The 12,353-nt window shown below is 56.1% G+C and carries 11 protein-coding genes, 1 tRNA gene and 1 pseudogene; 8 read left to right on the forward strand and 5 right to left on the reverse strand.

The annotated features are described in order from the left end of the window. Positions 1-41: 41 nt before the first annotated feature. The 3 genes from VI25_RS10470 to VI25_RS10480 all read right to left on the reverse strand — a co-directional run bounded on the left by VI25_RS10470 (position 42) and on the right by VI25_RS10480 (position 1,767). Positions 42-683 (reverse strand): phosphatase PAP2 family protein, encoded by a 642-nt coding sequence (locus VI25_RS10470; protein WP_052695292.1) that lies wholly within the window; start codon positions 681-683, stop codon positions 42-44. Between the two features lie 150 nt (positions 684-833). Beyond that, positions 834-915: transfer RNA gene (locus VI25_RS10475), tRNA-Leu, on the reverse strand. 135 nt (positions 916-1,050) lie between these two features. Further along, positions 1,051-1,767 carry a phosphatase PAP2 family protein gene (locus VI25_RS10480; RefSeq protein ID WP_052695293.1) on the reverse strand — a complete coding sequence of 239 codons (717 nt, stop codon included), beginning with the start codon at positions 1,765-1,767 and terminating at the stop codon, positions 1,051-1,053. 132 nt (positions 1,768-1,899) lie between these two features. On the opposite strand from VI25_RS10480, the gene VI25_RS10485 reads away from it, so the two are divergent. Continuing rightward, positions 1,900-2,544, forward strand: a complete 645-nt coding sequence (locus tag VI25_RS10485; protein WP_045689017.1) for a class I SAM-dependent methyltransferase — start codon at positions 1,900-1,902, stop codon at positions 2,542-2,544. 190 nt (positions 2,545-2,734) lie between these two features. Beyond that, a complete protein-coding gene (locus VI25_RS10490; protein WP_082455486.1) occupies positions 2,735-4,570 on the forward strand; it encodes a M61 family metallopeptidase in 1,836 nt (611 codons plus the stop codon). A gap of 184 nt (positions 4,571-4,754) precedes the next feature. On the opposite strand, the pseudogene VI25_RS10495 reads toward VI25_RS10490, so the two are convergent. Next, positions 4,755-5,516, reverse strand: a pseudogene (locus tag VI25_RS10495) (Bax inhibitor-1/YccA family protein). 64 nt (positions 5,517-5,580) lie between these two features. Beyond that, positions 5,581-6,234, reverse strand: coding sequence for a hypothetical protein (locus VI25_RS10500; protein WP_045690189.1), 654 nt, complete (start codon positions 6,232-6,234; stop codon positions 5,581-5,583). 142 nt (positions 6,235-6,376) lie between these two features. Between VI25_RS10500 and VI25_RS10505 the strand changes: the two genes are divergently transcribed. The 6 genes from VI25_RS10505 to VI25_RS10525 all read left to right on the forward strand — a co-directional run bounded on the left by VI25_RS10505 (position 6,377) and on the right by VI25_RS10525 (position 12,253). Next, positions 6,377-6,940: a hypothetical protein gene (locus tag VI25_RS10505; RefSeq protein WP_055562483.1), complete on the forward strand. Its 564-nt coding sequence runs from the start codon at positions 6,377-6,379 to the stop codon at positions 6,938-6,940. A 91-nt stretch (positions 6,941-7,031) separates the two neighbouring features. Then, on the forward strand, positions 7,032-7,307 hold the full coding sequence (locus VI25_RS26765; protein ID WP_236705004.1) for a hypothetical protein: 276 nt from the start codon (positions 7,032-7,034) through the stop codon (positions 7,305-7,307). Continuing rightward, the gene (locus VI25_RS10510) at positions 7,304-8,044 is read left to right on the forward strand and encodes an MBL fold metallo-hydrolase (RefSeq protein WP_236705005.1); all 741 of its coding nucleotides are present in this window, start codon (positions 7,304-7,306) and stop codon (positions 8,042-8,044) included. Before VI25_RS26765 ends, VI25_RS10510 begins: the two co-directional genes overlap by 4 nt. Positions 8,045-8,351: 307 nt before the next feature. Further along, positions 8,352-9,365 (forward strand): ABC transporter transmembrane domain-containing protein, encoded by a 1,014-nt coding sequence (locus VI25_RS10515; RefSeq protein ID WP_045690187.1) that lies wholly within the window; start codon positions 8,352-8,354, stop codon positions 9,363-9,365. Then, the gene (locus tag VI25_RS10520; RefSeq protein WP_045690186.1) at positions 9,358-10,731 is read left to right on the forward strand and encodes an HlyD family secretion protein; all 1,374 of its coding nucleotides are present in this window, start codon (positions 9,358-9,360) and stop codon (positions 10,729-10,731) included. Before VI25_RS10515 ends, VI25_RS10520 begins: the two co-directional genes overlap by 8 nt. Positions 10,732-10,738: 7 nt before the next feature. Next, a complete protein-coding gene (locus tag VI25_RS10525; RefSeq protein WP_072144795.1) occupies positions 10,739-12,253 on the forward strand; it encodes a TolC family protein in 1,515 nt (504 codons plus the stop codon). Positions 12,254-12,353: the final 100 nt, after the last annotated feature.

Here is a 12,353-nt window from a genome sequence, read left to right on the forward strand (position 1 = left end):
AGCCGCTTGCATGCCTTCCCAGAAGGTTGTAAGCGGCTTTTTCACCCTTCTACTTGCTGTTTCTCCCGCCACCACAACCGCAATGCGGTGCGCAGCAGAATAAGCCACACCAAGCCAACCGCAAACCCGGCCAATACGTCGGTGGCGTAGTGTACGTGCAAGTACACCCGGCTCAAACCGATTAGAAGAGCCCACAGTAGCAGCAGAGTAGCCCACACAGGATGACGACGGTGGCGCCAGAGCAGCCACCCTAAGCACCCATAAAGAGCTAGCCCAATCATGGCGTGCCCGCTGGGAAAGCTCAAGCCAGCCTGCGGCAATAAGGCCGAACTGGGCCGTAGGCGGTGAAAATGAGTTTTGAGGAGTTGGTTACATAACGCCGCCCCAGCCACGGCCCAAAATACCTCTACTGCTTCGCGGCGTTTTTCGCGCATTCGGAGCCCTAAGGGAATACCCACACCGGCCAGCACTAGGAAAGGCAGCGAAGCAAAAAACGTAACTACCCGCATTACCCCAGTTAACGCGGGCCATGCGGCTCGCGCTCTATCTACTTGCTGAAAAGCCCATTGATCAAATGTGACGGAGTGCTGCACAAACACGACCCGGGTGAGGTAGAAAAAGAGCAGCGCAGCAGCTACAAACACCCCGCTTACCAGCAGAATTTCCACGGTTAGGAAGCTCACCAGAGTGGTTAAGCGCGCTGAAAATGACTTCCTCTTCACAGACTACATGGTTTTTTTACTTATAACGCAGCTCCTCGCAACGGTGTACTGCCTGATATTCCGGGAAGGTAGGAAAACAAAAAAGCCGACCCATTTCTGGATCGGCTTTCGTGCGCTCGGAGAGACTCGAACTCTCACACCTTTCGGAACTGCCGCCTGAAGACAGCGCGTCTACCAATTTCGCCACAAGCGCAAGTAATCGTTCAAATGCCAATTTCCCGTTTGGAGTGCCATTTGATGCTGCAAAGATAGGCGCCTTTTTCGACGTGTGTCAAGCTTCGACGTAAAAAAACCGCAAAAAAGTCGTTACAAAAAAGTCATTTCTGCGCTATATAGGCTGTTTTTCAGTTGATTGTAGTGGCTTTTTAAATCTGTTTTTCACTCGTTTTTCCAGCTGTTTTAGTAGGGGAATGGCCACTACCAGCCACACTACCCCTGCCGTGAAGCCAGCAAGTACGTCGGTGGCGTAGTGCACCCGCAGGTACACCCGCGTGAGGCCAATGAGCGCAATGAGCACTACGAGTGCGGCGGTGAGCGTCCAGCGCCAGAGAGGGCGCCGCACGTGGGTTTGGACTAAGTATATAAGCAAGCCATAGAAAGAGGCCGAAATCATAGCGTGCCCACTAGGGAAGCTCAGGCCGCTAGCCGACACAAGGGGCAGCAATGGCCGAGGCCGATGATACAGGTATTTGAGGGCTAGATTAAGCGTAATACTGCCTAAAGCTACTACGGGCACCAGCAGGGAGTACCAGCGGTGCCGCCGCATTAGCAGAAACCAGTTGACCAGGATGCCTGCGGTTATGGTAATGAAGTTGCGCGAGGCCAGAAACGTGACGCCCTCAACCCATTGCTGCCGACCTGACCCAAACAAATCCCGCGTCCAGCGAAACGCAGCCGCGTCGAAAGAAGCAGCATCTTGGTCAAACACTTCGCGCCCAATGGCTAGAAACACCACCACGCCCAGCGCACCCAGCACCAGCGTAATGGCAAACTCCGTAATAAATAAGGTCAGGCCCGCCAGTAGGCGCTGCAAATGACTCGTCATAGGCGTGGAAAACTATTACGTACGAAAAAACTGCACCAGAAGCTTCAACTTTTCAGTTCAAGCGCACAAGATGAACGCGCAACCGTATACTCTGCGCTTTACTTAAGCACAACCCGGTACCCATCAGCACACATGCCCCTCCCCGATTCAGGTTTCGATGTTGTAGCGGCCTTCTACGACCCGCTGGCCCGGTTGGTGTACGGGCGGGCCTTGCAACGGGCCCAAGAAGCTGCGCTGACTGCCCTACCGAAGGGGGCGCCGCAGGTGCTGGTAATTGGCGGTGGAACGGGCTGGGTGCTGGGCGAAATCCTGAAGCGGCGGCCTGAGGCCCGTATAGTTTACTTGGAAGCTTCGCCCCGAATGATAGCGCGAAGCCAAGAGTTTTTGCGGAGCCAAGCGCCTACTCGCTACGCCCAGGTAGAGTTCCGCTTGGGTACCGAAGCAGCCCTGCAGACTACGGAGCAGTTCGATGCTATCATTACTTTTTTCTTTCTCGATCTGTTTGAGCCTGGCCGCCTGCGCCTATTAACTAGTCGGCTGTACGCGGCGCGCCACCGCGCCGCGCCGTGGTTGGTAGCCGACTTTGGGGTTCCTCGTACGTGGTGGCACCGGGTCTTGCTTGCTACGATGTATTGGTTTTTTGGTCTGACCACTGGCATCAGTGCGCGCCAGCGCCCACCCATTGAGGCGGCACTGGGGCAGCTGGGAATGCAGCGGCGGGTAGTAGGCACCTTCTTCGGGGCGATGGTAGAAGCAGCAGAGTGGACGCAGGAATGAGGTAAGTAGAGCGCCCACTAAGCTAGGTGCTAGCTCAAGCAAAATTCCCAGAGTGGTAGCGGGCACGTGCGGCACCATTATTTCTGGCTGTGCAACCTGCCTAGTGTGCAGAGGTCCATAGTTGGGGTAGCGGTATTTCCTGCCTCGACGCTACCTTTAGGCCTCTTCCATTCTACTCCTCGCTATGCTGATGATGCGGAAATCTGCCGCCATATTGCTACTGAGCCTGCCGCTGGCCCTAAGCCGGCCGGCCGCAGCTCAGGCCCCCGTACACTACACCGTAGCCTTCCCTAATGCTGCGCACCACGAAGCCCGCATAACCGTAACGTTTCGCGACGTACCGGCCGGCCCCCTGCACGTGCGCATGGCCCGCTCCTCTCCCGGCCGCTATGCCCTTCATGAGTTTGCGAAGAACGTGTATGATGTGCAGGCCACTTCTGCCCAGGGCAAACCCCTGAGCGTGGTAAAGCCAGACCCTTACGGCTGGGATGTGACCGGTCATGACGGTACCGTTACCTTCACCTATACCTTGTTCGGCGACCGAACCGACGGCACCTACGCTGGTATCGACCAGCGCCATGCCCACCTCAATATGCCCGCCACGCTGGCTTTTGCCCGTGGCTTGGAGCAGCGCCCCGCTGAGGTGAAGTTTGAACTACCCGCGGGCTGGACAGTAGCATCGCAACTGCGCCCCGATGCCGGAGGCACCTACTACGCGCCCCACCTGCAATACCTAATGGATTCGCCTACTTCCTTGGGCCCACAAAAGGTGCGCAGCTGGCAGGAACAAGGCCGCACTATTGAAATGCAAGTCCTGCACGAGGGTACCGACGCCGAGTTGGACGCGTACGTGGGGCAAACCAAGAAGGTAGTAAAGGAAGCTGCCGCCATCTTCGGCGGCTTGCCCGAGTACGACTTTGGCCGCTACACCTTCGTGGCAAACTATCTGCCCCAGACCAGCGGCGACGGTATGGAGCATCGTAACTCCACCTCCCTCACCAGCAACCGCCCCCTGCGCGGCACCGGCACCCTCGACAATCTGGGCACCGTTTCGCATGAGTTTTTCCACAGCTGGAATGTGGAGCGCATCCGCCCCCAGGATTTGGAGCCGTTTGACTTCGAGCGGGCCAATATGAGCAGCAACTTATGGTTTGCCGAAGGCTTCACCCAGTACTACGGGGAACTGCTGCTACGCCGGGCGGGCGTGTATTCCGATGAGCAGTACTGCCAGGAAGCTCTCAGCGGCATAGTTGATGCCATGCTCACTATGCCGGGGCCCAAGCGCTACTCGCCTGTGTACATGAGCCAGCAGGCACCTTTCGTGGACGCTGCTGCTGCTATTGACCCCAATAACCGCTCGAATACTTACTTGAGCTACTATTACATTGGGGCGGGCAACGCCCTGGCCTTGGATCTGGAGCTGCGGCAGCGCTTTAAAACCGACCTCGATACCTACATGCGTACGCTCTGGAAACAGCACGGGCAGCAGCAAAACTACGCACCAGCCAAGCCCTACACGCTGCAGGACCTGCAACGGGTGCTTGGTGAAGTAACTAAGGATACGGCTTTTGCCGGCCAGTTTTTCCGCCAGCATATCAGCGGCCACGAGCTACCCAACTATGAACAGTTGATGGCACCGGCCGGCTTCTTGGTACGCCGGGCGCACGTTGGCCAGGCCACGCTACAAGCCCGTCTTCAGTTTAATCCCGATAGCAGTGCCACTCTGGGTACTACCCTGCTGGGTAGCCCCTTCTACCTAGCTGGCCTCGACCGAGAGGACGTACTGCTGAAAGTAGACGGCAAGAAGCCTACGAATGCCAAGGAAATGCAGCAACGCTTGACCGCCCACAAGCCCGGCGACGTTCTACAAGTAGAAGTTCGCGGCCGGGAAGGAGTACGAACCGTACCAATCACCCTCCAGGAAAACTCAGATCTTGAAGTAGTACCCTACGAACTGGCTGGGCGCCCGCTCACCAAGGCTCAGAAGAAGTTTCGGGCGGCCTGGCTCAATGGCAAGGCTAAATAAGCCCAGCTTAACTTAAGCGTCGACTACGCCCACGCCGTTTTACCTGTATCAGAGCAAAAAGCCCCCGGCTATTGGCCCAACTTACAATCTAGTTGGACCAATAGCGGGGGCTTTTTGCTCTAGCTTAGCGCGCTACTATGGTTTGTACACCTACGCGGGGCAGGAAACCATAGCGGCACTGCAACTATCGACGACCAAAAAGACGCAGCAAGAACAAGAAGAGGTTCACGAAATCGAGGTAGCGCGTGAGGGCGCCGAGTACGGCTGCTTTACGGTCGGTATCTTCGTTTCCTATTCCTACAAAAGATAACTCTTTAATTTTCTGAGTATTATACACCGTGAGAGCCACAAACAAAATGACCCCGACGAAAGAGGTGATGGTGTATAACACTGAGTTTAGCTAGATCAGGTTTACTACCGAAGCTATGCACAGACCTACAAGGCCCATCAGGAGCACATTGCCCCAATGAGACAGGTTGGTCCGGGTGAAGTAACCATACAAGCTCATAACGGCAAACGTACCACCGGTAACAAAGAAGGTAGAGGCAATGGAGTCTTGGGTGAACACCAAGAAAATGATACTTAAGGTGATGCCGTTCAACAGGGAGTAAGCAATAAAAGCGCCCGTCACCGCCCCTACTGATATATCGAAAGCACGGGCCGAGACGTAGCCGACCACAAACATTTCGAGCAGCAGCAACCCAAAAAACACGAAGCGCTGGCCAGCTACCAGCTCAATAATTTCTGGTGAGGAGCTAACCAGCATAGCAACCCCGCCACTAAGAGCCAAGGCAATAGCCATCCAGCCATAAACCTGCCGTATAAAGGCTCCCTGAATGCGAGATGCATCCTCAGCACTGATGCTTATCTGGGGTTGCGCGGTGCTGTGCTCTTCGGGTACAAATTCGTCTATGGAAGAAATAGGTAAGTAGTTGAGAATTATGATTTACCTCAGCAAAATATAGAAACGCGTTGGTTTCCTATATAGACTACTGTGCTAGTTCAGTTTGCTACTGCTCCTGATAAAACCGGTAGGCTAGCCACACAACAAAGCTTATACTACCCAGCACCATGAGGCGCAGCCCGGAGGCCCGGTCTGGCGCTTGGAAGCTGGGTACTTGCTGACCGTCGGGTAGGGTTTTGTGGTGGGCATACAGGTGCCAGCCAATGAGTACGGCCAAAATACCACCGCCTACTACTGCGAGGTAGCCCAACGCTACCCATGCCTGCTGACGCGGCTCGGGCCGGGCCATCTTGAGGCGACGCTGCTGGTGCAGGTGCTCTAACAAGGGCGGGTGTACCTCGTGGCCGCGCTGGCCCAGGATACGCCGAGCCAATGCTACATCGAAGCTGCTCCACTCATCGGGCTTCAGCAAGACCTCCATCAGCTCATCGTGGGAGAAGGTGAACAGGTAATGGTTGGCAGGGGCTTGGGCAGTGAGAGTTTCGTCGGTGTCTAGCTCTAGCTTGCGCACGGCCTCAAAATCGTGGGGGCGCACTAGCACCAGGAAGTAAGTACTGGTGGCATTGAACGCAAACGAAGGGTCGATGCTGGGCTGGTCGAGCTTTGTTTCGTAGGGAATGCCGTGCTGGTAAAGCAGGTGCAGCAGCGGCTGGGCTACTTCCACGTTGGGAAAGCGTTGGTAAGCTTGAAATTCCGACATCAGGCTACAAAGGAAAGTGTGGTGAAGGTGCAACTTTTCGAACACTGCGCGTTACTCTATTGGTAGAGGCCGGGCACTGTAGCTTCTCCCGTGCTGTTGCGTATCTTGTGTTCCATTACCTTACGGCTGCGGCCGGCTTGCTATGCTTCGTTCGTTTTTTCTTGTTTCCTTAGGGCTACTGCTGGCTGGTTCTGTGCAGGCGCAGGCTCCAGTAGCGTCTCGCTTGGGCTTACACCCTTCGTATAGTTTAAACGCAGGCGCCACCTTTGCGGGCCGCTACGGTTCAGCTACCTACCTCAGCCCCATGGTGTCGCTACCCCTGACGCCGCGCTTCTCAGTATTTGGCGGCGTTACGTACTTGCGTACCGTGGCCGGCACTGCGCGCCCATTTGGGACTACTGAGGGCGCCTATGCTGGTTTGCCTTCCGTGAGCAACCGCTACCTCATTCAAGGTGGCGGGCAATACGCTCTTTCGCCCCGCCTTACCCTTACGGGCTCCGCCTGGAAAGACCTGACGCCTACCAATGGGCTAACGGTAAATCCTTATGCGGGCTTCGGGGGCAACCTGGGCTCGGGGGTGAACCTGCGCGCCGACTACCATATTACTGAGAACTTCTCGGTTTCGGGTGGAGTGCGGGTGAGCAACGGTGCTACGGCTTACCCCGGGGCCTACTCTCCCTTGTATGGGCCGGGCGTGGGCTGGTAGCCCCATTGCTCTACTACTTTTTGTAAAGCCTCGGGAAGCTTCCGGGGCTTTCTTGTTTCTTTGAAGGCCCCTTCATTTTCACGACTGTTTCATGGCTTCTCCTCGCTTCGTTTCCAACCCAAGCCTGCCCATCATCAAGCCCAACTACCCGGGCAACAAGATGATTGGCAATGAGTACTGCAACGGCGAAGCGTTATACGAGCCCAGCTTCAAGACGGTCATTCGCTGGCAGCTCAACGAAAACCCTCAGAAGAAAGAGAAGAAGGCTGATACGTGGGCGCCAGACGTAGTAGACTGCACCGCTTTTTTACAAAGCCAAGAAGATGGCTGGTGTGGCTTGGGCACGCTTCGTTTCTGTTACGCGTGAGCGGCAAGCTTCTGCTCACCGACCCCGTATTGTTTTCGTCTTTGGGGTTGCGCCGCCGCCACGCCCTCCCCTGCCGCCTTGAAGATCTCACCGGCATCGACTACCTGCTGCTCAGCCACGGTCACCGCGACCATCTGGACGAGAAATCGGTGCAACTGGTGGCGCGGCAGAATCCGCTGTTGCGTGCTTTCGGGCCGCTGGGTATGGCCGGCCTGGTACGTGGTATGGCTAAGCTCCTGCCTGTGCAGGAGGCTGGCTGGTGGCAGCAGTTCGATTTAGGAGCCGATGCCCCATTTGAACTCTTTTACCTGCCTGCCTCGCACTGGCACCGCCGGGGCCTTTTCGATCTGAACACGGTGCTGTGGGGCTCCTTCCTGCTACGCCTGCCCGACGGCCGGACCATCTACTTCGCTGGCGACACGTCGATGGCCGACCACTTCGAGCAAATTGAAAAGCAGTTTGGTCCTCTCGACGTTGTGCTAATGCCCATTGGTGCCTACAAGCCGGCCTTTATGATGAGCCAAAGCCACGTGAACCCGCACGAAGCCGCTAAGGCCGTAAATATTTTGCGTGCTGGTCACATCGTGCCCATGCACTACGGCACCTTCGATTTGAGTGATGAGCCGGCCTCCGAACCGTTGCGAGAGTTGCACTTAGTAGCCAATGGTAGCATGCTGCGCGGAGAACTGCACGCACCAGCCGTGGGCGAGGTACTTCGCTGGCAAGAATGGGAATAGAGGCCTCCAAGACGTGCAGAAGGAAGTCTGGGTCTAACAAAATTGTTAAAATAGCATTAAATATTATATATTAGTTCAATACAAACTTGTTATATTTATATTTAATACGATTTTAATTATAAATTTGAGAACAATTTTGCTAGTGTTGCCATTTCAGTTCTGAAGAATAACTAACTCAACAGAGTAGCAGCACTGGAGGAAACCATTCGAGTCAGCTTTTCTAGTACTTTTCACGTACTAGCTCGACAGTAATAAGCCGTCCGAATCATTTTCAGCGCCTCCGGTAGTCACGCTACCCAGTACCCCTATGGCATCACATTCTGCATCGCTCCCCCCACCTACCCCCTGGCAGCGCCTTACCCGTATGCTCGATACGGAACGGCGTTCGATCCGCTACATTCTTTTTTACGCCATTGCCACGGGCCTCATTAGTCTAACGCTGCCGTTGGGCACGCAGGCCGTGTTCAACTTGGTATCAACGGGAGCTGTATTCAACTCCACGTACATCCTGATTGCAGTTGTAGTGCTTGGTGTGCTACTGAGCGGCGTCCTGCTAGTGGGCCAGCTTACATTGGTGGAAGCCATTGAGCAACGCTTATTCGCCAAAGCAGCCATTGAGTTTGCTTACCGCCTACCCCGCATTGAGCCCAAGGCTCTGGAAGGCCAGAACCCGCCTGAGCTAGTTAACCGCTTCTTCGATATCCTGACGGTACAGAAAGGTCTCACCAAGCTCCTGATCGACCTGATGTTTGCCGGCATCCAGATCCTGTTTGGGGTTATTGTACTATCCTTCTACCACCCCATTTTCATTGGCTTTGGCTTGTTTACCTTGCTGATGCTAGGGTTCATTTATGTGATAAACTACCGGCGGGCCCTGCGCACCAGCATCGAGGAATCAGCCCACAAGTACGAGACGGTAGATTGGCTGGAACAAGTAGCCAGCGAACTGCCCAAGTTTCGCGACAATCCGGACGAGCAGCACCGGGCCCTAGAGCGCACCGACGAGCTGACGGCCGATTATCTGCGGGCCCGCAACGGCCACTTCCGGGTGCTGCGCCAGTATTTTAGCTGGGCCGTGGCCTTGCGCACCATTCTCACAGGAGGCTTGCTCATTGCGGGCACCTTGTTTGTGGTGTCGCGGCAAATGACGCTGGGCCAGTTTGTAGCCGCCGAAGTACTTATCGTGCAAATCAGCGGCTCTATTGAAAAGCTGATGACCGGCGTGAGCACTGTGTTTGATATGCTGACGGGCACGGAAAAGCTGGCTGCCGTGACCGACCTACCCCTAGACGAGAAAAAAACTACTGGAACTCATGCTTAATCTATCGAACCAGAACGTAGATGACGCGGTGTGGGAAGAGGAGTTGCAACGCTCCCATAAAGAGCTTCTCGAGCCCAAAGGCAGCCGACTGCTGGGCCGCGTATTAATGGCCGTAGCCATCGTTTTCCTTATTATTCTGTTTTTGCCGTGGCGCCAAGCCATTGAGGGCTCCGGCACGCTCACGACCCTGAGCCCTCAGGACCGCCCCCAAACCGTGCAGAACGCCATTGCGGGCCGCATTGAGCACTGGGCCGTGCGGGAAGGCCAGTTGGTAGCCAAAGGCGATACGCTGCTGACCATCTCGGAAATCAAAGACGAATACTTTGACCCCAACTTACCCGAGCGTCTGCGCGAGCAGCTTGCCGCCAAGCAGGGCAATGTATCGGCAAACGCGGCCAAAATACAAGCTACCGACCAGCAGATTGAAGCGCTGCAGCTCACCCTGCGCGTTCAGTTAGAAGCCGCTCGCAACCGGGTGGAACAAGCCCGTAACACGGTTTCCATCGACAATGCTGACCTGGTAGCTGTCAACAACTCCTACCAAATAGCCCAGGCCCGATTAGTTCGTTACGAAGATGGCTACAAGAATGGCCTGTTTTCCCTGACGGACATTGAATCGCGCCGCTTGAAGCTGCAAGAAGACCTAGCCAAGGTAACGGCTCAGCGCAACAAGCTACTGAACTCCAAGCAGTCGTTGGCAAATGCCCAAATTGAGCTAGCCAACCTGCGAGCCAAGTACGAGCAAGACTTGGCTAAAACCTTATCGGACCGCAGCTCTGCCGTATCAAGCCGCGCTTCTTCGGAGGGCGAAGTGGCCGCACTGCGCAACAAGATCAGCAACGTGGAGGTGCGCCGCGGCTTGTACGTAGTACGGGCCCCGCAGGCGGGCTATGTGGTACGCACGCTCAAGGCTGGTATTGGTGAAACCATCAAGGAAGGCGAATCCATTGTTACGCTACAGCCCGACGCGCCCGTACTGGCCGTGGAGCTGTACGTGCGGGCCATGGACGTGCCACTGATTCAGCCGGGCCGCCAGGTACGCTTGCAGTTCGATGGCTGGCCGGCCGTGCAGTTTTCGGGCTGGCCATCGGTAGCCGTGGGCACCTTTGGCGGCACCGTAACGGTGATTGACGTAGTGAGCAGCACCAATGGGCGCTACCGCCTGCTGGTACGCCCCGACCAGCATCACGAAAAGGACCGGGATTGGCCCGCACAGTTGCGCCTAGGCTCGGGCGTGTACGGCTGGGTAATTCTGGATTCTGTGCCAGTGTGGTACGAAATCTGGCGGGAGCTCAATGGCTTCCCCCCTAGCCTACAGGCCGAACCCAAGGACACTCCCGTGAAAGCAACCGCCGAAAAGAAGTAGTAGAACGATGATAAAAACTTCGTTTACGGGCAGCCTGGGTGTAGTACTGCTGCTGGCTAGCTTCTTCGCTTCGGCCCAGACGCCGCGCCTCCCTACCCAAGCTCCCGGCCTGGAGCCCGCACCAGTGCAAACTCGGCAGCTAGCCGCCGACCGACCTCCCGTGGATACGGCCCGTATCTTTTCCTTACAAGACCTCGCCGACCTGGTATTTGCCAACCACCCCGTGGTCAAGCAAGCTGCCCTGCTCAGCGCCGATGCGCAGGCGCAGGTGCTGGCAGCCCGCGGCGGCTTCGACCCCAAAGTAGGGTCTGGCTTTGACCGGAAGCTGTTCGGGGGTACCGACTATTATAACAACTGGTCCAACGAACTGAAAGTACCCCTCTGGCCGGGCGGCATCGACTTGAAAGCTGGCTACGACCGTATGGTGGGTACCTACGTCAACCCCCAATACCGCACCCCTCTGGACGGACTGGCGGGCGTAGGCTTGTCGGTACCGCTGGGGCAGGGACTGCTTATCGATGCCCGCCGCAGCACCCTGCGCCAAGCCCGCATTTTGGTAACGGCTGCCGAGGCTGACCAGGTAAAGCAAATCAACGAGGTGTGGCTTCAGGCTTCCAAGGATTATTGGAACTGGTACTATGCTTACCAGCAGTCTATTCTCATTCGGGAAGGGGTAGAGCTGGCGGACACCCGCTTCCGCGGAATCAGCCGGCGCGCCCTCCTCGGCGACCAAGCTCCCATCGACTCGGTGGAAGCACAGATTACGGTGCAGGACCGGCAGGTGCAAGCCGAGCAACTGCAAGTAGACCTCCAAAATGCCCGCCTAGTACTCTCGAACCACTTGTGGAACAAGGATGCCCAGCCGGTAGAGCTGCCTACCTATGCCGTACCCCAACGCCCCCTCCTTGGGTCAGTAGACTCCACGGAATTTGAGCAGTTGGTGGCCTTGGCCGGGGCTCGTCACCCTACCCTCATTAAGCTCGACGCCAAAATTCGGCAGTTGGGTGTGGAGGAGCGCTACCGTCGTGAGTTGCTCAAGCCCAAGATAAACGTGAGCGGTACGCTCTTGAGCCGCGGTGACTTTTACCGCTCCGAGGTGCCAGCCTATTACGATTTCGGGTGGGACAACTACAAATTGGGGGTGGATTTTGCCTTTCCGTTGTTTTTACGCCAGGAACGGGGCAAGCTGCAGCAAACGCGCATCAAGGTGCAGGATGCCACCTTGGAACAACAACAGAGCCGCCGCACCATTCTCAACCAAGTAAGCGCGGTATACAACACCCTAAAGGCCTACGAGCGCCAACTCGCTGTACAAGCTCAAACTATTGCCAACCAACGGCTTCTGCTACAGGCCGAGCTTCAAAAGTTCGAACTAGGGGAAAGCACTATTTTCCTTATCAACAGCCGCGAAACCAAGCTTATTGACTTGCGCCTGAAGCAGGAAAGCATGCGGGCCAGCTACGAGAAAACCTTGGCTGAGCTGTATTACTACGCGGGTACTCGCACGCTAGGCACAAATTAGGAGGCGTGGCGTGTAGGGCACGATGGTGGTGGCCAACGAGGTGGGTGCGTTATTGTCAGCGGGGGAGAGTAGCTTTGAGGTATGAAGTTTTGGTTTCCTG

This window comes from Hymenobacter sp. AT01-02 (assembly GCF_000961955.2).
GTDB classification, from domain to species: Bacteria; Bacteroidota; Bacteroidia; order Cytophagales; family Hymenobacteraceae; genus Hymenobacter; species Hymenobacter mucosus.

Excerpts from the sequence above, each read along its gene's own strand:
- VI25_RS10480 (WP_052695293.1), bottom strand. The coding sequence starts at position 1,767 with ATGACGAGTCATTTGCAGCGCCTACTGGCGGGCCTGACCTTATTTATT.
- VI25_RS10485 (WP_045689017.1), top strand. The coding sequence starts at position 1,900 with ATGCCCCTCCCCGATTCAGGTTTCGATGTTGTAGCGGCCTTCTACGAC.
- VI25_RS10490 (WP_082455486.1), top strand. The coding sequence starts at position 2,735 with ATGATGCGGAAATCTGCCGCCATATTGCTACTGAGCCTGCCGCTGGCC.
- VI25_RS10500 (WP_045690189.1), bottom strand. The coding sequence starts at position 6,234 with ATGTCGGAATTTCAAGCTTACCAACGCTTTCCCAACGTGGAAGTAGCC.
- VI25_RS10505 (WP_055562483.1), top strand. The coding sequence starts at position 6,377 with ATGCTTCGTTCGTTTTTTCTTGTTTCCTTAGGGCTACTGCTGGCTGGT.
- VI25_RS26765 (WP_236705004.1), top strand. The coding sequence starts at position 7,032 with ATGGCTTCTCCTCGCTTCGTTTCCAACCCAAGCCTGCCCATCATCAAG.
- VI25_RS10515 (WP_045690187.1), top strand. The coding sequence starts at position 8,352 with ATGGCATCACATTCTGCATCGCTCCCCCCACCTACCCCCTGGCAGCGC.
- VI25_RS10520 (WP_045690186.1), top strand. The coding sequence starts at position 9,358 with ATGCTTAATCTATCGAACCAGAACGTAGATGACGCGGTGTGGGAAGAG.
- VI25_RS10525 (WP_072144795.1), top strand. The coding sequence starts at position 10,739 with ATGATAAAAACTTCGTTTACGGGCAGCCTGGGTGTAGTACTGCTGCTG.